Origin of the sequence: Burkholderia sp. JKS000303, from assembly GCF_002563755.1 — a bacterium.
Lineage (GTDB): Bacteria > Pseudomonadota > Gammaproteobacteria > Burkholderiales > Burkholderiaceae > Burkholderia > Burkholderia anthina_B.
This window is the reverse complement of sequence record NZ_PDBZ01000001.1, coordinates 4,532,654-4,552,231: the sequence shown is the minus strand read 5'-3', so window position 1 is coordinate 4,552,231 and position 19,578 is coordinate 4,532,654. Positions and strand designations below refer to the sequence as shown.

Genomic DNA, 19,578 nt, shown 5'->3' with positions numbered 1-19,578 from the left:
CGCGCAGGCACCGCCGACGGCCGTTTGCGCCGCCGTTGGCGGCCGTCTGCCGAATCCGCTGCATCGAGCGTGCAATTCGACGCGATCGGCTGTGGGTGCCCGCGAAATCGACACGAATTGCGCAATTTGGCTTCCGATAATGGTCCGGACACAACGCAGCTGCCTCGTGCGCCGCACGGGGGAAGCGATGACCATGGAGAAGTCGATGCAATTCACGCAAGCGATCGTTCGCCGTCCCGCGCCGTCCTGTGGCGCGGGTCTCACCACCGCCGTGCTCGGTGCCCCGGACTACGACAAGACGCTCACGCAGTTCCACGCGTACTGCGACGCGCTGCGCGGGCTCGGCGTCGAGCTGACCGAGCTGCCGCCGCTGGACGCGTTCCCCGATTCGCACTTCGTCGAGGACGTCGCCGTCGTGACGCCCGAATTCGCGGTGATCACGCGCCCCGGCGCGCCCGCACGGCGCGGCGAGACGGTCCACATCGAAGCGGCGCTCGGCGCGCATCGCGACCTGCTGCCGATGCAGGCAGGCCGTCTCGACGGCGGCGACGTGATGCTGGTCGGCAAGCGCTTCTTCATCGGCCTGACGGGCCGCACCGACGCCGAAGGCATCGCCGCGTTCGAATCGCTGGTGTCGCGCTACGGCTATTCGGTCGTCGCGGTGCCGGTCGGCGCCGGCCTGCACCTGAAGTCGGTCGTCAACGCGCTCGGCGACGACACGCTGCTCGTGACCGAGGCGCTGGCCGCGCATCCGGCGTTCGCCGACTATCGCCGGATCGCGATCTCGGCCGCCGACGAATATGCGGGCAACACGCTGCGCGTGAACGGCACGCTGATCACGCCGGCCGGCTATCCGCGCGTGCACGACGCGATCGGCTCGCTCGGGCTGCCGCTGCACGTGATCGACACGAGCGAGTTCCGCAAGATGGACGGCGGCCTGACCTGCCTGTCGCTGCGGTTCTAGACGATTGGCGCGCGGCCGCTTCGGCCGGATAATGTGGCCCCCGCGCGGAATTGGAGGAGACGCTCCGCGCACCAGCCACGACCCGACCGGAGCGAACGCGGATGACCGACAAGAAGATGCAGCTCGACAAGATCGATCTACGGATCCTCGACATCCTGCGCACCGACGGACGGATCTCGTACCGCAAGCTGTCGGAGCTCGTGAACCTCACGCCGCGTCCGTGCCAGGCGCGCGTGGAACGGCTCGAGGCGCTCGGCGTGATCGAAGGCTACCGCGCGGTGATCAAGGCGCCGCGCGCGACCAAGCCGATCGTCGTGATCGCGCAGATCGTGCTGGCCGATCACGGGCGTTCGCAGGCGCCGTTCGAGGACGAGATGCGTGCGAATCCGGCCGTGCTCGATTGCTGGCTCGTCAGCGGCACGTTCGATTTTCTCGTGCGACTCGCGTGCGAGGATCTCGACGAATACCGGCGGATCGCGAACGCGTGGCTGGAAAGCCCGCGCTTCCGGATCGAGAAGATCGTGACGACGGCCGAGCTGCAGGCGATCAAGCGCAGCGTCGTCTGACGCGGCAATGGGTGGACGGGCCGGCGGCATCGGCTGCGCGGCCCGTCGGGCAGCGCCGGTTTCGATGCGAATAACCGGCGCGAACGATTTGTATTCCGAAACAAAATCGTTCGCGCCGAATCCAATCAGGGTGAACACTATGGATGCTTTGCAAGCGGCAGCTCAGACGGCCGCACCGTCCGGGACGGTGCTCAAGCGCCGGCTGCAGAGCCGCCACATCGCGATGATCGCGATCGGCGGCTCGATCGGCACGGGGTTGTTCGTCGCGTCGGGCGCATCGGTTGCGCAGGCGGGGCCGGGCGGTGCGATCGCCGCGTATATCGCGATCGGGCTGATGGTCTACTTCGTCGTCACCGGACTCGGCGAGATGGCCGCGCTGATGCCGGTGTCGGGCTCGTTCGCGGTCTACGGCGAGAAGTACGTCGACGAAGGCTTCGGCGTCGCGCTCGGCTGGACCTACTGGTACAGCTGGGCCGTGACGATCGCGATCGAGCTGGTCGCCGGGCAGATCGTGATGCGCTACTGGTTTCCGGAGATCCCCGGCGTATGGTGGGGCGCCGGGTTCCTCGTGCTGATCTTCCTGTTGAATACGCTGTCGGTGCGCGGCTTCGGCGAATCCGAATACTGGTTTTCGCTGATCAAGGTCGTTACCGTGATCGCGTTCATCGCGGCCGGGCTGCTGATCGCGGCCGGCCTGCTCGGCAACGGGCAGCCGGTCGGCTTGCGCAACTTCAGGATCGGCGACGCGCCGTTCGTCGGCGGCGTGCACGCGATGATGAGCGTCGCGCTGATTGCGGGATTCTCGTTTCTCGGCACCGAGCTCGTCGGGATCACCGCCGGCGAATCGGAAAACCCGCGCAAGACGATCCCGCGCGCGGTGAAGCAGATCTTCTGGCGGATCATGCTGTTCTACGTGTTCGCGATATTCGTGATCGGGCTGCTGGTGCCGTACACCGACCCGAACCTGCTGAAGAGCGACGTGACCGATATCGGCGTGAGCCCGTTCACGCTGGTGTTCAGCCATGCCGGCTTCCGGCTTGCCGCCGGCGCGATGAACCTGGTGATCCTGACGGCCGTGCTGTCGGCCGGCAACTCCGGCACGTATGCGGCCACGCGGATGCTGTACAACCTCGCGGCCGAAGGCCGTGCGCCTGCGATGTTCGCGACGCTGTCGCCGGGCGGCGTGCCGCGCAACGCGCTGTACGCGACGATGGCGGTGGGCGGGCTGTGCTTTCTGACCTCGCTGACCAACAACCAGAGCATCTACCTGTGGCTGCTCAATACGGTCGGCATCACCGGGTTCATCGCGTGGCTCGGCATCGCGGTCTGCCATTACCGGTTTCGCAAGGGTTTCCTGAAGCAGGGCTACCGGCTCGAGCAGTTGCCGTACCGCGCGAAGTGGTTCCCGTTCGGGCCGCTGTTCGCGATCGCGGTCTGCATCGTGATCTCGCTCGGGCAGGATTACCAGGCGTTCTTCTCGACCCGCATCGACTGGATGGAAGTGCTGTCGATCTACGTGTGGATTCCGCTGTTCGTCGCGATCTGGTGGGCCTATCGCCGCGCGCGCAAGAGCCGGCTGGTACGGTACGAGGAGATGGATATCGGGCCGTGGCTGACGCGCTCGGTCGAGGCCGTCGACGCGGCGGCGACGCAGCACGGGCAGTCGCGCTGAGCGCGGGGCCGGCGTGTGCCGGAAGCCGGTTCCGATGCAGTACGCATGACGACGCGCGCGCGGGCCGACAGTGCTCAGTGCGCGCGTTTCAATTGCGCCTTCATGAAGTCGACCCACGCGCGGACTTTCTGCGGAACGTGCCGGGTCGCGACGTAGAGCGCATAGACGTTCTGCTCCGGAAAGCGGTACGCGGGCAGGGCATCGACCAGCGTGCCGCGGTCGAGGTCGTCGCGCACGAGCCATTCGGGCAGCAGCGCGACACCGCTGCCTTGCCGTGCCAGTTCGCACAGCACCGACGCATTGTCGACGACGACACGCGGCTTCGTGCCGGGGCGAAACGTGTGCGCGTGACCGTTGCGATCGGTGAGCGTCCATTCGGCGATGCGTTCGAGCCGGCTATGGCCGAGCTGAGGCAGGCGGGCCAGCTCGTCCGGCGACGCCGGAGGCGGGACACCGGCCCTGGCCGGCAGGTCGGGCGCCATCACGGGCAGCACGTCGTAGGTGGCGAGGCAGACACCGCGATACGGCAGGTCGCGAAAGTGTTCGTGGCGGCCGAGCCGGATCGCGACGTCGAAGCGGTCGCGCACGAGATCGGCCTGCGACGTATGGGTTTCGAGCCGCACGCGCAGCGCCGGATGCTGCGCGGTGAACGCATGCAGCACGGGCGCGAGCACGCGTGCCGCGTATTCGACCGTCGACGTCACGCGCAGGATGCCGCGCATGCCGCCATGCTCGCCGCGTACTTCGTCGATGGCGCTTTCGGCTTCGTCGAGCACGCGCAGGCAGCGTTGATAGAAGCGCTCGCCGGCGTCGGTCAGCTCGACGCGCCGGGTCGTGCGCGTGAGCAGCGTGACGCCGAGCTCGGTTTCGAGCTGCTTGACGTTGAAGCTGACGGCTGCGCGCGCGAGGTTCAGCGCGGTCGCGGCGGCCGTGAACGAGCCGGCCTCGACCACGGCACGGAAGACGACGAAACGATCGAGGCTCACCATGGTCGGGTCGTTGATCCTGTCAATGCGGTGGATTGGGTTGCCCGAAGATTACCCCAATGCGCGCTGCCGGGCCGCGCGATCCGATTGTCAATATTTTTCGACGGGACTGGTCGAATCCGGCTGCTTACCGGTGCGACGGCTGCCCACTACACTGCGGCGTTTCGTGACTTCCCGCCGCCATGTCAGACCGTTCCAGGATCGCTGCCGTCTACCTGCTCGGTTTCGCGATCGATCTCGCCAACATGTTCATGCTGAACGCCGCGTATCCGGCGCTGCAGCGCGAGCTGCATGCGTCGGTCGCGCAGCTCGCGTGGGTCGGGAACATGTACGTGCTCGGCCTGACCGTCGTGATCCCGCTGGGCACATGGATTGCGCACCGCTGCGGCGAACGCCGCGTGTTCGTCGCGTCGCTGCTGCTGTTCGGGCTCGGTAGCGCGGGCGTCGGCGCGGCGCCGTCGATCGGCACGCTGCTCGCATGGCGGCTGGTCCAGGGGCTCGGCGGCGGGCTGCTGATTCCGGTGGGGCAGACGATGGCCTATCGCGCATATCCGTCGCAGTTGCGCGCGCGACTCACGTCGGTCGTGATGATGGTCGCGCTGCTCGTGCCGGCGTTGTCGCCCGCGATCGGCGGCGCGATCGTCGATCGCCTGTCGTGGCGTGCGATCTTCTTCGCGATGGTGCCGATTGCGGCCGCGACCGGTGCGCTCGCGCTCGCGTGGTTGCCGCGCGACGGCGCGCATGGGGAGCGGCCACGGCTCGACTGGCAAGGGCTCGGCCTGAGCGCGGCGGCGCTCGTCGCGCTGCTGCTCGGGCTGACGGCAGCCGGCCAGCACGGCCGTGGCGCGTTTGCGTTGACGATGCTGGCCCTCGCGGGGGCGGCCGGCGCCGGCTATGTGCGGCATGCGCGTCGTGCGGCAGCGCCGCTGCTCGACCTGCGCCTGCTCGGGCAGCCGTTGCTGCGGATCGGTGTCGTCGTCTATCTGTGCGTGCCGGGCACCTTCACGGGCGTCAACCTCGTGGCATCGCTCTATCTGCAGGACGCGCTCGGCCTGAGTGCCGCGCATGCCGGCGCGCTGATGCTGCCGTGGGCGATCGCGTCGTTCTTCGCGATCGCGACCACGCGCCGTCGTTTTCCGCGCTATGGTGCGAAACCGTTGTTCGCGTGCGGCATCGCGATCGACTGCCTCGGCATCGCGCTGCTCGCGACGCCGTGGGCGACGGTCGAGGCCGTGCGGATCGCCGCGTTCGTCGCGATGGGCTTCGGCGCGAGCCTGTGCACGAGCGCATCGCAAAGCGCGGCGTTCGTCGACGTGCCGGCCGACCGGATGGGTGATGCGAGCGCGCTGTGGAACATCAACCGTCAGCTGAGTTTCTGCCTCGGCGTGGCGGTGCTCGGCAGCGCGCTCAATGCGTTGCTGGCCGCGAGCGCCGGCGGCCCGGCGGCGCTGCCGTACCGTGCGTGTTTCGGGCTCGCGGTGCTGCTGACGCTGCTGCCGCTCGGCATGATCGCGCGGCTTCCCGCGCACTGCACGCCGGCCGCGCCTGCCGTTTCAACGCAAACCTGAGAACCTGAGAGACCAATGAATCTGCCGAATCCGTATTTCAACGAAGTCGTCGACGCGCACGTCGACATCGAGCGCTGGCTGTCGGGCCGTGCGGAACCCGAGCGACTTGCATCGCTGTTGATGCGGTTTTCGCCGGGTTTTTCGATGATTACGCTGTCGGGCGCGGTGCTCGATTACACGGGCGTCGATGCGCTGTTTTCGCGCGGACACGGTGCGCGCCCTGGGCTCGTGATCGGCATCGACGAATTGCGCGGCCTTGCGGTGTGGTCCGACGGCGCGGTGATCGGCTATCGCGAAACGCAGACCGACGGCGAAGGGCGGCGCACGGTGCGCCGCTCGACGGCCGTGTTCCGGCGCGAGGCGGATGGGCTGATCGTATGGCGCCACCTGCACGAGACGCCGGTTGCCGCCTGAGCGGCCGCTACTTGTCCAGCTCCGGATAGTGCCGGAAGATTCCCATGTCGTTGAACGGGATGCGGCGCGCCGACTCGAGATAGCGCGCGATGGGCGGATGCGCTGCAACGCGGTCATGCAGACCGACGAGCCCCGCGACCTTGCGTTCCGCGCGCTTCATCGCTTTCGGGAACGCGTAACGCAGCCCCTCGATCAACTGGAATATCGACAGATCGGCGTAACTGAGCGCGTTGCCCGCGAGATAGCCGCCCTTGTGCGGATTCTGCGCGAGCACGCGATCGAAGTAGCCCAGGAACTTCGGCAGCCGGTGCTCGAGGAAATCGGCCGCGCGCTCGGCGGCCTCGGCCTTCTGGTCCTCGTAGTACAGGCCACTGCCGATCGGGTGATGCGTGTCGTGGATCTCGGTGACGAAATCCGCGACGGTCAGCTGAAGCTGATGCACCCATAGCCGTCCGGCTTCGTCGTCGGGCGCGAGCCCGAGCCGCGCGCCGAGAAACAGCAGGATGTTCGCGGTGTGCCCGACGACCACGTCGCCGGCTTTCAGGAACGGCGGCGCGAACGGCACATGTTCGGCCTTCGTGCTGTCCATCATGTGCATCATCGCCGACACGCCCATGCCGCGCCCCGATTCGCGCGCGACGTCGACATAGTCGGCCTCGGCCGCTTCCAGCGCGAGCCGGACGTATTCGCCGCGGCCCTGGATTTCGGGCCAGTAATAGAGTTCGTATCGCATGCTGTGCTCCTGTCCGGGCGATGCGTCAGGCGAGGTCCGCATCGTGATGGCGGGGAGGGCGGCCGTGCGCCGCCCGTTGCGAATAGACAGTCTAGGAGATCGTACGGAAAGTGCGGTGCATGCCGCGCGTCATGTGCGTCATGCGCCGCGTTCGTCGCGCTCGCCGCCTTCCGGGCCATAGAAGAACACCCAGGTCGAAAAGTCGTCGGAGAAGCCGGCGAAACGGTGCGCGGCGAATGCAGGCACGAACAGCACGTCGCCGGCCGCGACCCCGCATTCACGCCCGTCGAGCACGAACCGCGATGTGCCTGCGGCGATCACGTAGACCTCGTCGCGCGTATGCGGCGTCTGCCGATCCTCGCCGCGCGGCCGGTACAACTCGACGTCGAGCGTGCCGTGGCGAAACAGCGTGGTGAACAGCGTGCCTTCATCGTCGAGGCGAGCGAGCGATTCGTTGAGGCCGAGCTTCATCGTCGTAGGCTCCGGGTCCGGATCGTGGGAACGTGGGCAGGCGGATCGCACCATCGTAGCGCGAAACGCGGCGATCAGCCTGCTGCACGCGACGATGCCCGCGCATCGCGTCGCGCACCATTGATGAAACGGCGACCGTCCGTGCTCGCCACCGATGAAACGAACGTGTCCGTCGGTGAAACGGCGCGACGAACGTCCGCCTGCGTTCGCCAGGTTCACCACGATTTAATAAACGCCCACTACGATCGCGCATCGTCAATCGGCGGCGCGTCGCGTTGCGGCTCGCGCTTCGACTCCGCCGCCCCGCGCCGAATCGCGCGGCTCGCCCGATTGTCATTTTCCGTGAACCCGCGATTTGCGACGCCGCGACATGCAGGTGGCGCGCATCGCATCGTTTCGTATTTCTGATGAAATTGAATCCATCGACTGCTGCACGCAGAAAATTCCTGGCTGCCGCGCCGGCTGTTGAGCGCATGCGGTGGCGACGATGTCGCATCGGCGCCGATCACCGACGCGGCGTTGGCCGCGCAGATGTCCGCGAAGCTGAACGCGCAGCTCGGCGATGCAGCGACCGTCGACGCGATCGTGCCGGCGCTGACCGATGTTGGCTTCACATGGGATCTGCCGACGGTGCCGGCCGCGCAGATCGGCGCGATCGTCGCGTACAGCTTCGGCAATCGCCCGAACGCGGCGAGCGGCAACACGTCGAGCACGGGCGGCAACCAGTCCGCGCTGCCCGATCCGGGGCCTGTCAACGAAGCGCTGGCGGACGCCGTGTACCGGATCCGCCAGCTGAAGCCCGTGAAGGTCTACGCGCAGTGGGAAATCGCGCGCTTTCTCGTGTCGAAGTACGGGATGGGCAGCGACGCGCTGTCGTCGGTCGAGCCGGTGATCGCGAGCGACGGCACGATCGTGTACCTGAGCACGGCCGGCGTTGCGGCCGAGGCCGTCATGCGCGCGGGCGGCGCGGCCGCGATGGGCACCGTGGCGGTGGTCGGCCATCGCGACCATGCGAAGCGCTGCATCCAGACCTCGCAGCAGGCGGGCATGAAGGCGGCTGCCGTCGCCGAGGTGTCGCTCCCGACCGTGTACGACCCGCAATCGGGCCAACCGTGGACGCGCAACCGCAGCCTCTACCTCGTGCACGACATGTATGCGCAGATGCTGACTCGCGCGATCGCCGCGACGATGCAGGCGTTTCCGAAGGGCTGATGCCTGCCGCTCTCCATTCGATTCCGATGACCATGACGACCCGCCGCCATTTCCTGACTTCCACTTCGCTGCTTGCCGTGTCGTGTGCCGCCGCGGTGCCCGCGCGCGCGAGCGATGCGCCCGTGTCCGATGCCGAACTTCGGCGCCAGATGCTGGGCAAGCTGACGAACGAACTGAACGACTCCACGGTTGCCGCCGACGAGACCGGCTACCTGCTCGACACGTTTTTCGCATGGTCGCCGCCGACCGTCGACGCTGCCGGCATCAACACGATCGCCGCATTCAGCTTCGGCAATCGCGCGGGCGCGTCCGGCGCGGCGCCGCTCCCGGGCCCGGTGAACGAATCGATTGCCGATGCGGTGTTCCAGCTTCGGCAGAGGGTCGCGGCGCCGATCTACGCGCAGCAGGAAGTCGCGGGCGTGCTCGCATCGAAGTACGGGCTGACGGCCGGCGTGACGTCGATCGCGACGCCGGCGGTGGCCGCCGGCAGCCCGATCCCGACGCCCGACGGCGTCGCTGCCGCGATCGTCCGGCAGGCCGGCTCGGCCGCGGCGCCCGGCAAGGTAGGGATCGTCACGCATCTGGACCAGGCGTCGCTGGCCGTGCACGCGTCGACGGCCGCGGGGCTGCAGGCGGCGGTGCCGGCCGGGCTGACGCTGCCGGTGTTCTACGACACTTCCGCGCAGATGCCCGCATTGCGTCGTCGCGATCTCTACCTGCTGAGCAACGCGGGCGTACAGCTCGGCATGCTGCGGCTCGACCTGATCAGCCGCGAATACCCGAACGGCTGATGCCCCAATTTGGCTGGTAATGCCGATACAGGTATTGGCACTACCAGCCAAACCACTGTTTTTAATGGGTTTTTTCTTGTCTGGCCTGCGCCGTGGCGCATTCTGCGTGGCATAATCAATCGCACCAGTAAGGCTTGTAGTCACAACGACCCCGCATACCCATGGCACAGACTCTCTACGACAAACTGTGGAACACCCACGTCGTCCACTCCGAGGACGACGGCACGGCATTGCTCTATATCGACCGTCAGCTGCTGCACGAAGTCACGAGCCCGCAGGCATTCGAAGGGCTGAACGTCGCGCACCGTCCGGTGTGGCGCATCAGCGCGAACCTGGCCGTGTCGGACCACAACGTTCCGACCACCGACCGCAGCCACGGCATCGCCGATCCCGTCTCGAAGCTGCAGGTCGACACGCTGGATGCGAACTGCGATGCGTTCGGCATCACGCAGTTCAAGATGAACGACGTGCGGCAGGGCATCGTGCACATCATCGGGCCGGAGCAGGGCGCGACGCTGCCGGGCATGACGATCGTGTGCGGCGATTCGCACACGTCGACGCACGGCGCGTTCGGCGCGCTCGCGCACGGCATCGGCACGTCGGAAGTCGAGCACGTGCTCGCGACGCAAACGCTGCTGCAGAAAAAGAGCAAGAACATGCTCGTGAAGGTCGAAGGCACGCTGTCGCGCGGCTGTACCGCGAAGGACATCGTGCTCGCGATCATCGGCAAGATCGGCACGGCAGGCGGCACGGGTTACGCGATCGAATTCGGCGGCTCGACGATCCGCGCGCTGACGATGGAAGGCCGGATGACCGTCTGCAACATGGCGATCGAAGCCGGCGCGCGCGCAGGCATGGTCGCCGTCGACGATACGACGATCGACTACCTGAAGGGCCGTCCGTTCGTGCCGACCGGCGCGGAATGGAACCAGGCCGTCGAATACTGGCGCGAGTTCAAGTCCGATGAAGGCGCGCAGTTCGACCGCGTCGTCGAGCTGAATGCCGCCGAGATCGTCCCGCAGGTCACGTGGGGCACGTCGCCGGAAATGGTCACGTCGATCGACGGTCGTGTGCCGGACCCCGAGCGCGAGAAGGATCCGGTCAAGCGCGACGCGATGGAACGCGCGCTGGCCTACATGGCGCTCGAGCCGAACACGCCGATCGAGTCGATCAAGGTCGACAAGATCTTCATCGGTTCGTGCACGAACGCGCGCATCGAGGATATCCGTGCGGCCGCGTATGTCGTGAAGAAGCTGAACCGTCGTGTCGCGTCGAACGTGCGCCTCGCGATGGTCGTGCCGGGCTCGGGCCTCGTGAAGGCGCAGGCCGAGCGCGAAGGGCTCGACAAGGTGTTCACCGACGCCGGCTTCGAATGGCGCGAACCGGGCTGCTCGATGTGCCTCGCGATGAACGCCGACCGGCTCGATCCGGGCGAGCGCTGCGCGTCGACGTCGAACCGCAACTTCGAAGGCCGGCAGGGCGCGGGCGGTCGTACGCACCTCGTGAGCCCCGCGATGGCGGCGGCAGCGGCGATCGAAGGCCACTTCGTCGACATTCGCAAGCTGGGGTAACGCGTGACGGCATCGAAGGTCATCGCGCGGCTGGTTGCCGCGCTGGCGCTCGCGGGGCTGGGCTTCGGTCTGGCCGGCTGCAATACCGTCCAGGGCTTCGGCGAGGACGTCAATGCCGCAGGCAACGCGCTCCAGCGCGCCGCGGACTGATGCCCGCCGAGAATTTGTCGATGTGCGCCGGCTGATTGCCGGCCCTTCAACCGGATAGACGGATCATGGAAAAATTCACTGTACATACCGGCGTCGTGGCGCCGCTCGATCGCGAGAACGTCGACACCGACGCGATCATCCCGAAGCAGTTCCTGAAGTCGATCAAGCGCACGGGCTTCGGTCCGAACGCGTTCGACGAATGGCGCTACCTCGACCACGGCGAGCCGGGCCAGGACAACTCGACGCGCCCGCTGAACCCGGACTTCGTGCTGAACCAGCCGCGCTACCAGGGCGCATCGGTGCTGCTGGCACGCAAGAACTTCGGCTGCGGCAGCTCGCGCGAGCACGCACCGTGGGCGCTGCAGCAGTACGGTTTCCGCGCGATCATCGCGCCGAGCTTCGCCGACATCTTCTTCAACAACTGCTACAAGAACGGGCTGCTGCCGATCGTGCTGACCGAGCAGCAGGTCGATCACCTGTTCAACGACACGTACGCGTTCAACGGCTATCAGCTGACGGTCGACCTCGATGCGCAGGTCGTGCGCACGGGCGACGGCCGCGACTATCCGTTCGACATCACCGCGTTCCGCAAGTACTGCCTGCTGAACGGCTTCGACGATATCGGCCTGACGTTGCGTCACGCCGACAAGATTCGTCAGTTCGAAGCGGAGCGGCTCGCGAAGCAGCCGTGGCTCAACAACAAGCTGGTCGGCTGAGATTGCCTTTCGGGCGGGCGCGCAAGAAGCGCGCTCGCCGACCTGCCACCATCACCTACCCAGTCAGGAATAACGCATGAAGATTGCAGTGCTGCCCGGCGACGGCATCGGTCCGGAAATCGTCAACGAAGCGATCAAGGTGCTGAACGCACTCGATGAAAAATTCGAGCTCGAGCAGGCGCCTGTCGGCGGCGCGGGCTACGAGGCGAGCGGTCATCCGCTGCCCGACGCGACGCTGAAGCTCGCGAAGGAAGCCGACGCGATCCTGTTCGGCGCGGTCGGCGACTGGAAGTACGACTCGCTTGAGCGCGCGCTGCGCCCCGAGCAGGCGATTCTCGGGCTGCGCAAGCACCTCGAGCTGTTCGCGAACTTCCGCCCGGCGATCTGCTATCCGCAGCTCGTCGATGCATCGCCGCTGAAAGCCGAGCTTGTCGCGGGCCTCGACATCCTGATCGTGCGCGAACTGAACGGCGACATCTACTTCGGCCAGCCGCGCGGCGTGCGCGCAGCGCCGGACGGTCCGTTCGCGGGCGAGCGCGAGGGCTTCGACACGATGCGCTACTCGGAACCGGAAGTGCGCCGCATCGCGCATGTCGCGTTCCAGGCCGCGCAGAAGCGCGCGAAGAAGCTGCTGTCGGTCGACAAGGCGAACGTGCTCGAGACGTCGCAGTTCTGGCGCGACATCATGATCGACGTGTCGAAGGAATACGCGGACGTCGAGCTGTCGCACATGTACGTCGACAACGCGGCGATGCAGCTCGCGAAGGCGCCGAAGCAGTTCGACGTGATCGTGACCGGCAACATGTTCGGCGACATCCTGTCGGACGAAGCGTCGATGCTGACGGGTTCGATCGGCATGCTGCCGTCGGCATCGCTCGACAAGAACAACAAGGGCCTGTACGAGCCGTCGCACGGTTCGGCGCCGGACATCGCGGGCAAGGGCATCGCGAACCCGCTCGCGACGATCCTGTCGGCCGCGATGATGCTGCGCTACTCGCTGAATCGCGCGGAGCAGGCCGATCGCATCGAGCGCGCCGTGAAAACGGTGCTCGAACAGGGCTATCGCACGGGCGACATCGCGACGCCGGGCTGCCAGCAGGTCGGCACGACGGCCATGGGTGACGCTGTCGTCGCCGCGCTGTAACGCGTACGGCAGTTAATGTAGAAAGGGCGCGAACGGGCCGGAAAATCGGCTGGTTCGCGCACGGTTGACCGTTGTGCGGGCAACCGGCTTTGTGTAGACTCGAACGATGGCGCTGATTTCCCTGATCTCCCCGGTCCTGAAACTCCACGGCAACATTGCCCGTGTGGGTACGCGCGCCATCGTCATCACGAAAACCATTACCACGAAAACGATCATTAAACGCTGATCGCCGTCGTGCCCGCCTGTTTCCCCGCGCGGTCACGCGGGGACGGAAATGGCGGGGAAGCTCCATTCAAAGCAAAGGGTTAGTCATGAACGTAGGTCTCGTAGGTTGGCGCGGCATGGTCGGCAGCGTCCTGATGCAGCGCATGCAGGAAGAGGGTGATTTCGACCTGATCGAACCGGTGTTCTTCAGCACCAGCAACACGGGCGGCAAGGCGCCGTCGTTCGCGAAAAACGAGACTACGCTCAAGGACGCGACCAACGTCGACGAGCTGAAGAAGTGCGACGTGATCATCACGTGCCAGGGCGGCGACTACACGAACGACGTGTTCCCGAAGCTGCGCGCGGCCGGCTGGAACGGTTACTGGATCGACGCGGCATCGTCGCTGCGGATGAAGGATGACGCGGTCATCATTCTCGATCCGGTCAACCTCGACGTGATCAAGGATGCGCTCGTCAAGGGCACGAAGAACTTCGTCGGCGGCAATTGCACGGTCAGCCTGATGCTGATGGCGCTCGGCGGCCTGTTCCGCGAGAACCTCGTCGACTGGATGACGGCGATGACGTATCAGGCCGCATCGGGCGCGGGCGCGCAGAACATGCGCGAACTGCTGTCGCAGATGGGCGCGCTGCACGGCGCGGTGCAGGAACAGCTCGCCGATCCGGCTTCCGCGATCCTCGACATCGACCGCCGCGTGCTCGCGACGATGAACAGCGACGCGATGCCGACGAGCCACTTCGGCGTGCCGCTGGCCGGCTCGCTGATCCCGTGGATCGACAAGGATCTCGGCAACGGGATGTCGAAGGAAGAGTGGAAGGGCGGCGCGGAAACCAACAAGATCCTCGGCAAGCCTGCGATGGGCGAGCCGGGTTCGATCCCGGTCGACGGCCTGTGCGTGCGGATCGGCGCGATGCGCTGCCACTCGCAGGCGCTGACGATCAAGCTGAAGAAGGACGTGCCGCTCGACGAGATCAACGGCATCCTCGCGTCGGCAAACGACTGGGTGAAGGTCGTGCCGAACGAGCGTGAAGCGTCGATGCGCGATCTGTCGCCGGCCAAGATCACCGGCACGCTGACGGTGCCGGTCGGTCGTCTGCGCAAGCTCGCGATGGGCGGCGAATACCTGTCGGCGTTCACGGTCGGCGACCAGCTGCTGTGGGGCGCGGCCGAGCCGCTGCGCCGCATGCTGCGCATTCTGCTCGACAAGTAAGTATCGGGCCGCGCCGCGCGCCATCGGCGCGCGAAGCGATACGCCTGCCAGCCCTTCGCGGGGCGGCAGGCGTTTTTCATTGGTGGTCTGCGCGTGCATCAGGGAGGATCGCTCGAGACCTCGTTTTCGATAAGCCCGCAGCACGCGATTCGTGCGCCGGCGACCCGGCGTGGACGCCGTTGTGACGATGTGCAGGCATGGCCGGCCCCGCACGCCGGCGATGAATTCGGCCCGAACCCGATCGTGTGAAGTAAACTACGCGATTACGACGCGCAGAGTCGCCGAAAGCGTCGCGTTCTGCGCGACGCTTTTGCATTTCTGCGGCGACTTTGTTGACGCTTCCAAACGCGAATCCGAGCCGCGCCCGCGCGCGGCGATAGAGCCTACGATGTCCCGAATTTCCTTGTTTCCGCGTCAGTCTCGTCTGTCGCGCGCCGTGCGTGGCGCGCTGGCGGTCCTGGCGCTTGGTGCAGCCGCATCGGCCTGGGCGGCCGGCACCGGCGAACTGCCGGCGTCCGGCGCCGGCGGCGCCGCGCCGCTCACCGTGACGGTCCAGCCCGGCCAGTCGTTGAACGACATCGCGAAAGCGGCCACGCAGTCGCACGACCCGGTCGTGCTTGCCCGCGCCGGCCGCGCGCTGTTCGACGCGAATCCGCAGGCGTTCATGAAGCATGACGCGAGCCGCCTGAAAGTGGGCGCGACGCTGACGCTGCCCGCGCTCGACGCGACGGGTGCCGCACTCGTGCCGACCGGTGCGTCCGCGGCAACGGCAGCCTCCGCCGCAGTCGCCGGCGCGGGTGCGTCCGCGGCCGCGCAGCATGGCGCGTCCGCGTTGCATCCGGGCTCGGCCGTGCAAGCCGCGCCGAACGCATCGGTCGCGCATGCGGCACCGGAGAGCGGTGCGAGCGCGGCAGCGGCAGCCGGTGCCTCCGCTTCGGTCGGTGCTTCCGCCGCGCATGGCGCATCGACGGTCGAAACCGTTCAGCCGGCGGCACCCGTTGCCGGTGCCAGCGGGCCGCACGTCTGGAGCGGCACGATCCAGTCCGCACCGTCGTCGGCGAGCGAGGCGGCTGCCCAGCCTGCGCAGGGCGCTCCGATCGAAGGCACGCATGAACCGGCCGGGGCGGCACCCGCCGCGGCCGCATCGCAGCCGCGGCCGTCGAGCCTGCAACAACTGCTCGCGCTGAAGAATCGCGTGCTGATGGAGCTGCAGAAACACGGGATTGGCAAACCGGCCGCAACGAACGGCGCGGCCCCCGCGCCGGCGCCTGCCGCACCGCGTCCGGCCGCGAACGATGCCGGTGCGCCGGCCGCCGCGTCGCCGGCGAGCGAAGTGGCGTCCGGCGTGGCCGCCAGTGCCGCGCAGCCGGCATCGGTGCCGGTGCAGCCGGCCGTGCCTGTCACGAGCGCACCGCTTGCGAGCAATGGCGAACAGATGGACTGGCGTCCGGCGGCAGTGGCCGGCACGGGCGTGGTCGTTCTCGCCGCCGGGTTCGCGTGGCGCCGGCGCCGGAAAACCCGGCTTGCGAACGCGAGCGCGACTGGATCCGGTGAGGCTGCTGCTGCCGATGTCGACGTGTCGCCGTCCGTCGAGCCGCTGCCGCCGGCACTGCCCGAAACGCCGCTTGCCCGCGATGCCGCCACCGACGTGAGTCTCGTCGCGGCCGGCGCGGTAGCCGCCGAGGCGTTCGATACGCGCGATGCCGAGGCATCGCCGCAGTCGGAAGTGGCGAAGCCGTTTGATGACCAAGCGGAAGCGACCGCTACGCACACCGAGCCCGAGAACGATACGGCACCGGTTTCGCACGATGTGAAACCCGGTGGGGAAGCGGTCGCGGATGCGCCGGCCGATCCGTCCGCCGCCCGTCCGGCGAACGACGCGCAGCACGCGGCGCTGATGCAGAACGCGATCGCCGCGCTCAACAGTCTCGACATGCCGCTGCCGCCGCGTCTTCCGGATGAGCCGGCCGCGCAGGAAGGGCACGCGGCAAGCGACCGAATTGCAACTAACGGTCAATCCGCGCCGCGACCGCCGATTGGCGCGAACGATCCGTCTCCGGAACGCACCTTCGACCAGGACGACGACTTCGATTGGGATCCGGACGCGACATCGCCTGCCGCCCACGCGGGCGGCTCGTCCATGCCGTCGTCGCTGCCGCCGCTCGGCGGCGCGCAGTTCGGCGCCTTGAAGCTCGATTTCGATCTCGACCTGCCGTCCACGCCGGGGGCCGTATTGCCCGCGCTGACGCCGGACGAGCTCGCGCGCATCGCGCGCAACAAGCTCGACCTCGCGTCGGAGTACGTGGAACTCGGCGACCTGTCCGGCGCACGCACGCTGCTGCAGGAAGTGATTGCCGCGAACGACGCCGCGACGCACGACGACGCGCGCGCGCTGCTCGCGAAGCTGGCGGACCAGGCGTAATGCGGATCGCGCTGGGGATTCAATACGACGGTGCCGCGTTCTGCGGCTGGCAGGCGCAGCCGCACGGCAAGACCGTGCAGGACGTGCTCGAACATGCGCTCGGCGAGTTCGCGTGCGTGCCGCTGCATACGACGGTCGCCGGACGGACCGATACCGGCGTGCACGGGCTCGGGCAGGTCGTGCACTTCGACACGACGCTCGATCGTACGGAATTCTCTTGGGTGCGCGGCACCAACGCATTCCTGCCGTCGACCGTGTCCGTGCAGTGGGCGAAGGCGATGCCGGACACGTTCCACGCGCGCTTCTCGGCGTTCGAGCGCACCTATTACTACGCGCTGTACGTGCAACCCGTGCGCTCGCCGATGCTGGCCGGCCGCGCGGGCTGGATCCACACGCCGCTCGACGACGACGCGATGCGCGCGGCCGCCGCCCACCTGATCGGCGAGCACGACTTCTCGTCGTTCCGGTCGTCGGAATGCCAGTCGAAGACGCCGGTCAAACACCTGTATCAGATCGACGTACGGCGCGCGGGCCACTTCATCCATTTCCGCTTCCGCGCGAACGCGTTCCTGCATCACATGGTGCGCAACCTGATGGGCTGCCTCGTCGCGGTCGGCCGCGGCCGCTATCCGGCGGACTGGGTTGCCGAGGTGCTGGCCGGGCGCGACCGTTCGCTCGCCGCGCCCACGTTCATGGCCGACGGGCTGTATCTCGCTCACGTCGGCTACCCGGCGGAATTCGCCGTCCCGCCCGCGCAGCTCGGCAGCGTGCCGTGGAGCAGCGTCTGGGCCGATCTGGACCCACAATCATGACGGAGCACGCCGTGTCTTCTTCGACTTCCGCCGCAGCCGGCCTCGCGCCGCGCACGCGCATCAAGCTGTGCGGGCTGTCGCGCCCCGAGGACGTGCTGCACGCAGCCGCGCTCGGCGCCGACGCGATCGGCCTCGTGTTCTACCCGAAGAGCCCGCGCGCGGTATCGATCGCGCAGGCGGCCGAGCTCGCGAGCCTTGCGCCGCCGTTCGTATCGGTGGTCGGTTTGTTCGTGAACGCGACCGAAGCCGAGCTCGAGGCCGTCGTGCGCGACGTGCCGCTGACGGTGCTGCAATTCCACGGCGACGAGACGCCCGAGCAGTGCGATGCGCTCGGCCGGGCGGCCCGGCTGCCCTGGTTGCGCGCCGTGCGTGTCGGCCCCTCGACGCAGCCGGCCGATTTGGTAGAATCAGCTCTTCATTATTCGAAAGCGCGCGGCCTCCTGTTCGACACTCTTGTGCCGGACTACGGCGGTAGCGGCAAGGTCTTCGATTGGTCTCTTATTCCCGCAGAGCTCGCGCATCGGGCCGTTTTGAGTGGTGGCTTGAACGCGCAAAACGTCGGTGATGCGATCCGCCAGTTGCGTCCGTTTGCTGTCGATGTCTCGAGTGGCATCGAAGTGGAGGGCGCGAAGGGCGTGAAGGATCACGCCCGAATGGCGGCGTTCGTACGCGCGGTGCGCGAAGCGGACGCCGGGTGATGCAAGCGGTGCGGCCCCAAAAGCCGGGCGCACCGACCGATCGAGAGTGACACCATGTACAACCTTCCTGATGATCGCGGCCACTTCGGCCCGTATGGCGGCGTGTTCGTCGCCGAAACGCTCATTCACGCGCTGGACGAACTGCGCGCAGCGTATGAGAAATTCCGGAACGACCCCGAATTCGTCGCCGAATACGAGCGCGAACTGAAGTACTTCGTCGGCCGTCCGTCGCCGATCTATCACGCGCAGCGCTGGAGCGAGACGCTCGGCGGCGCGCAGATCTACCTGAAGCGCGAGGACCTGAACCACACCGGCGCGCACAAGATCAACAACGTGATCGGGCAGGCGCTGCTCGCGAAGCGGATGGGCAAGAAGCGTGTGATCGCCGAGACGGGCGCCGGCCAGCACGGCGTCGCGACCGCGACGATCTGCGCGCGCTTCGGGATGGAGTGCATCGTCTACATGGGCGCCGAGGACGTGCGCCGCCAGGCCGCGAACGTGTACCGGATGAAGCTGCTCGGCGCGACGGTCGTGCCGGTCGAATCGGGTTCGCGCACGCTGAAGGACGCGCTGAACGAAGCGATGCGCGACTGGGTCACCAACATCGAAAGCACGTTCTACATCATCGGCACGGTCGCGGGCCCGCACCCGTACCCGGCGATGGTGCGCGACTTCCAGCGCGTGATCGGCGACGAGTGCAAGGTGCAGATGCCCGAACTCGCCGGCCGCCAGCCGGACGCGGTGATCGCTTGCGTCGGCGGCGGTTCGAACGCGATGGGCATCTTCTATCCGTACATCGACGATAAATCGGTGCAGCTGATCGGCGTCGAAGCGGCCGGCGACGGCCTCGACACGGGCCGTCACGCGGCATCGCTGATCGCGGGCAGCCCCGGCGTGCTGCACGGCAACCGCACGTACCTGCTGCAGGACGACAACGGCCAGATCATCGAGACGCATTCGGTGTCGGCGGGCCTCGACTATCCGGGCGTCGGCCCCGAGCACGCCTGGCTGAAGGACAGCGGCCGCGCGCAGTACGTGCCGATCACCGACGACGAAGCGTTGAAGGCGTTCCACGACTGCTGCCGGATCGAGGGGATCATTCCCGCGCTCGAGTCCAGCCACGCGATCGCGTATGGCGTGAAGCTCGCCCCGACGTTGCCGAAGGACAAGATCCTGCTCGTCAACCTGTCGGGTCGCGGCGACAAGGACATGCACACGGTCGCCGAGCGATCGGGCCTCGCGCTCTGACCCCCGC

The 19,578-nt window shown here is 67.3% G+C and carries 19 protein-coding genes and 1 pseudogene; 17 read left to right on the top strand and 3 right to left on the bottom strand.

Annotated elements, in window-relative coordinates; all coding sequences use genetic code 11:
• The first annotated feature begins 205 nt into the window (after nucleotides 1-205).
• The 3 genes from BX604_RS21320 to BX604_RS21310 all read left to right on the top strand — a co-directional run bounded on the left by BX604_RS21320 (nucleotide 206) and on the right by BX604_RS21310 (nucleotide 3,202).
• Nucleotides 206-964, top strand: coding sequence for a dimethylarginine dimethylaminohydrolase family protein (locus BX604_RS21320; protein WP_098553007.1), 759 nt, complete (start codon nucleotides 206-208; stop codon nucleotides 962-964).
• Between the two features lie 101 nt (nucleotides 965-1,065).
• Nucleotides 1,066-1,530 carry an Lrp/AsnC family transcriptional regulator gene (locus BX604_RS21315; RefSeq protein WP_044843805.1) on the top strand — a complete coding sequence of 155 codons (465 nt, stop codon included), beginning with the start codon at nucleotides 1,066-1,068 and terminating at the stop codon, nucleotides 1,528-1,530.
• Nucleotides 1,531-1,669: 139 nt separating this feature from the next.
• A complete protein-coding gene (locus BX604_RS21310) occupies nucleotides 1,670-3,202 on the top strand; it encodes an amino acid permease (protein ID WP_098552528.1) in 1,533 nt (510 codons plus the stop codon).
• A 74-nt stretch (nucleotides 3,203-3,276) separates the two neighbouring features.
• Here BX604_RS21310 and BX604_RS21305 read toward each other — a convergent pair whose 3' ends face one another.
• On the bottom strand, nucleotides 3,277-4,191 hold the full coding sequence (locus tag BX604_RS21305) for a LysR family transcriptional regulator (RefSeq protein ID WP_098552527.1): 915 nt from the start codon (nucleotides 4,189-4,191) through the stop codon (nucleotides 3,277-3,279).
• 179 nt (nucleotides 4,192-4,370) lie between these two features.
• Here BX604_RS21305 and BX604_RS21300 point away from each other — a divergent pair, with 179 nt between their 5' ends.
• Both BX604_RS21300 and BX604_RS21295 read left to right on the top strand, forming a co-directional pair.
• On the top strand, nucleotides 4,371-5,756 hold the full coding sequence (locus BX604_RS21300; protein WP_098552526.1) for an MFS transporter: 1,386 nt from the start codon (nucleotides 4,371-4,373) through the stop codon (nucleotides 5,754-5,756).
• 15 nt (nucleotides 5,757-5,771) lie between these two features.
• Complete coding sequence (locus tag BX604_RS21295; RefSeq protein ID WP_098552525.1) at nucleotides 5,772-6,170, top strand: DUF4440 domain-containing protein; 399 nt, start codon at nucleotides 5,772-5,774, stop codon at nucleotides 6,168-6,170.
• A 7-nt stretch (nucleotides 6,171-6,177) separates the two neighbouring features.
• Here BX604_RS21295 and BX604_RS21290 read toward each other — a convergent pair whose 3' ends face one another.
• The gene (locus BX604_RS21290) at nucleotides 6,178-6,903 is read right to left on the bottom strand and encodes a glutathione S-transferase (RefSeq protein ID WP_098552524.1); all 726 of its coding nucleotides are present in this window, start codon (nucleotides 6,901-6,903) and stop codon (nucleotides 6,178-6,180) included.
• Nucleotides 6,904-7,041: 138 nt separating this feature from the next.
• Nucleotides 7,042-7,374 carry a cupin domain-containing protein gene (locus BX604_RS21285; protein WP_098553006.1) on the bottom strand — a complete coding sequence of 111 codons (333 nt, stop codon included), beginning with the start codon at nucleotides 7,372-7,374 and terminating at the stop codon, nucleotides 7,042-7,044.
• A gap of 407 nt (nucleotides 7,375-7,781) precedes the next feature.
• Between BX604_RS21285 and BX604_RS21280 the strand changes: the two are divergent.
• The 12 genes and pseudogenes from BX604_RS21280 to trpB all read left to right on the top strand — a co-directional run bounded on the left by BX604_RS21280 (nucleotide 7,782) and on the right by trpB (nucleotide 19,571).
• Nucleotides 7,782-8,586 (top strand): annotated as a pseudogene (locus tag BX604_RS21280) (hypothetical protein).
• Nucleotides 8,587-8,618: 32 nt separating this feature from the next.
• Nucleotides 8,619-9,377, top strand: coding sequence for a Tat pathway signal protein (locus tag BX604_RS21275; protein WP_098552523.1), 759 nt, complete (start codon nucleotides 8,619-8,621; stop codon nucleotides 9,375-9,377).
• Between the two features lie 161 nt (nucleotides 9,378-9,538).
• Entirely contained in the window at nucleotides 9,539-10,948 is a 1,410-nt protein-coding gene (gene leuC, locus BX604_RS21270; RefSeq protein WP_098552522.1) for a 3-isopropylmalate dehydratase large subunit, read from the top strand.
• Nucleotides 10,949-10,951: 3 nt separating this feature from the next.
• Nucleotides 10,952-11,098 carry an entericidin A/B family lipoprotein gene (locus BX604_RS21265; RefSeq protein ID WP_098552521.1) on the top strand — a complete coding sequence of 49 codons (147 nt, stop codon included), beginning with the start codon at nucleotides 10,952-10,954 and terminating at the stop codon, nucleotides 11,096-11,098.
• Between the two features lie 65 nt (nucleotides 11,099-11,163).
• Entirely contained in the window at nucleotides 11,164-11,814 is a 651-nt protein-coding gene (gene leuD, locus BX604_RS21260; RefSeq protein WP_098552520.1) for a 3-isopropylmalate dehydratase small subunit, read from the top strand.
• A gap of 76 nt (nucleotides 11,815-11,890) precedes the next feature.
• On the top strand, nucleotides 11,891-12,958 hold the full coding sequence (leuB, locus tag BX604_RS21255) for a 3-isopropylmalate dehydrogenase (RefSeq protein ID WP_098552519.1): 1,068 nt from the start codon (nucleotides 11,891-11,893) through the stop codon (nucleotides 12,956-12,958).
• A 106-nt stretch (nucleotides 12,959-13,064) separates the two neighbouring features.
• Nucleotides 13,065-13,184 carry a 3-isopropylmalate dehydrogenase gene (locus BX604_RS21250; RefSeq protein ID WP_082089636.1) on the top strand — a complete coding sequence of 40 codons (120 nt, stop codon included), beginning with the start codon at nucleotides 13,065-13,067 and terminating at the stop codon, nucleotides 13,182-13,184.
• Nucleotides 13,185-13,269: 85 nt separating this feature from the next.
• Nucleotides 13,270-14,391 carry an aspartate-semialdehyde dehydrogenase gene (gene asd, locus BX604_RS21245; protein ID WP_006756674.1) on the top strand — a complete coding sequence of 374 codons (1,122 nt, stop codon included), beginning with the start codon at nucleotides 13,270-13,272 and terminating at the stop codon, nucleotides 14,389-14,391.
• A gap of 388 nt (nucleotides 14,392-14,779) precedes the next feature.
• On the top strand, nucleotides 14,780-16,813 hold the full coding sequence (locus BX604_RS21240) for a FimV/HubP family polar landmark protein (protein WP_098552518.1): 2,034 nt from the start codon (nucleotides 14,780-14,782) through the stop codon (nucleotides 16,811-16,813).
• Nucleotides 16,813-17,625, top strand: a complete 813-nt coding sequence (gene truA, locus BX604_RS21235) for a tRNA pseudouridine(38-40) synthase TruA (RefSeq protein ID WP_098552517.1) — start codon at nucleotides 16,813-16,815, stop codon at nucleotides 17,623-17,625. The genes BX604_RS21240 and truA overlap by 1 nt, the downstream gene beginning before the upstream one ends.
• On the top strand, nucleotides 17,622-18,323 hold the full coding sequence (locus BX604_RS21230) for a phosphoribosylanthranilate isomerase (protein ID WP_098552516.1): 702 nt from the start codon (nucleotides 17,622-17,624) through the stop codon (nucleotides 18,321-18,323). The genes truA and BX604_RS21230 overlap by 4 nt, the downstream gene beginning before the upstream one ends.
• A 54-nt stretch (nucleotides 18,324-18,377) precedes the next feature.
• Nucleotides 18,378-19,571, top strand: coding sequence for a tryptophan synthase subunit beta (gene trpB, locus BX604_RS21225; RefSeq protein ID WP_098552515.1), 1,194 nt, complete (start codon nucleotides 18,378-18,380; stop codon nucleotides 19,569-19,571).
• Nucleotides 19,572-19,578 lie beyond the last annotated feature (7 nt).

What these genes read in the sequence shown, in the direction of transcription:
- leuC (WP_098552522.1), top strand. Translation starts at nt 9,539, where the DNA reads ATGGCACAGACTCTCTACGACAAACTGTGGAACACCCACGTCGTCCAC.
- BX604_RS21320 (WP_098553007.1), top strand. Translation starts at nt 206, where the DNA reads ATGCAATTCACGCAAGCGATCGTTCGCCGTCCCGCGCCGTCCTGTGGC.
- BX604_RS21305 (WP_098552527.1), bottom strand. Translation starts at nt 4,191, where the DNA reads ATGGTGAGCCTCGATCGTTTCGTCGTCTTCCGTGCCGTGGTCGAGGCC.
- BX604_RS21285 (WP_098553006.1), bottom strand. Translation starts at nt 7,374, where the DNA reads ATGAAGCTCGGCCTCAACGAATCGCTCGCTCGCCTCGACGATGAAGGC.
- BX604_RS21310 (WP_098552528.1), top strand. Translation starts at nt 1,670, where the DNA reads ATGGATGCTTTGCAAGCGGCAGCTCAGACGGCCGCACCGTCCGGGACG.
- BX604_RS21315 (WP_044843805.1), top strand. Translation starts at nt 1,066, where the DNA reads ATGACCGACAAGAAGATGCAGCTCGACAAGATCGATCTACGGATCCTC.
- BX604_RS21295 (WP_098552525.1), top strand. Translation starts at nt 5,772, where the DNA reads ATGAATCTGCCGAATCCGTATTTCAACGAAGTCGTCGACGCGCACGTC.
- leuD (WP_098552520.1), top strand. Translation starts at nt 11,164, where the DNA reads ATGGAAAAATTCACTGTACATACCGGCGTCGTGGCGCCGCTCGATCGC.
- BX604_RS21275 (WP_098552523.1), top strand. Translation starts at nt 8,619, where the DNA reads ATGACGACCCGCCGCCATTTCCTGACTTCCACTTCGCTGCTTGCCGTG.
- leuB (WP_098552519.1), top strand. Translation starts at nt 11,891, where the DNA reads ATGAAGATTGCAGTGCTGCCCGGCGACGGCATCGGTCCGGAAATCGTC.
- BX604_RS21230 (WP_098552516.1), top strand. Translation starts at nt 17,622, where the DNA reads ATGACGGAGCACGCCGTGTCTTCTTCGACTTCCGCCGCAGCCGGCCTC.
- BX604_RS21250 (WP_082089636.1), top strand. Translation starts at nt 13,065, where the DNA reads ATGGCGCTGATTTCCCTGATCTCCCCGGTCCTGAAACTCCACGGCAAC.
- BX604_RS21240 (WP_098552518.1), top strand. Translation starts at nt 14,780, where the DNA reads ATGTCCCGAATTTCCTTGTTTCCGCGTCAGTCTCGTCTGTCGCGCGCC.
- asd (WP_006756674.1), top strand. Translation starts at nt 13,270, where the DNA reads ATGAACGTAGGTCTCGTAGGTTGGCGCGGCATGGTCGGCAGCGTCCTG.
- BX604_RS21290 (WP_098552524.1), bottom strand. Translation starts at nt 6,903, where the DNA reads ATGCGATACGAACTCTATTACTGGCCCGAAATCCAGGGCCGCGGCGAA.
- truA (WP_098552517.1), top strand. Translation starts at nt 16,813, where the DNA reads ATGCGGATCGCGCTGGGGATTCAATACGACGGTGCCGCGTTCTGCGGC.
- BX604_RS21300 (WP_098552526.1), top strand. Translation starts at nt 4,371, where the DNA reads ATGTCAGACCGTTCCAGGATCGCTGCCGTCTACCTGCTCGGTTTCGCG.
- trpB (WP_098552515.1), top strand. Translation starts at nt 18,378, where the DNA reads ATGTACAACCTTCCTGATGATCGCGGCCACTTCGGCCCGTATGGCGGC.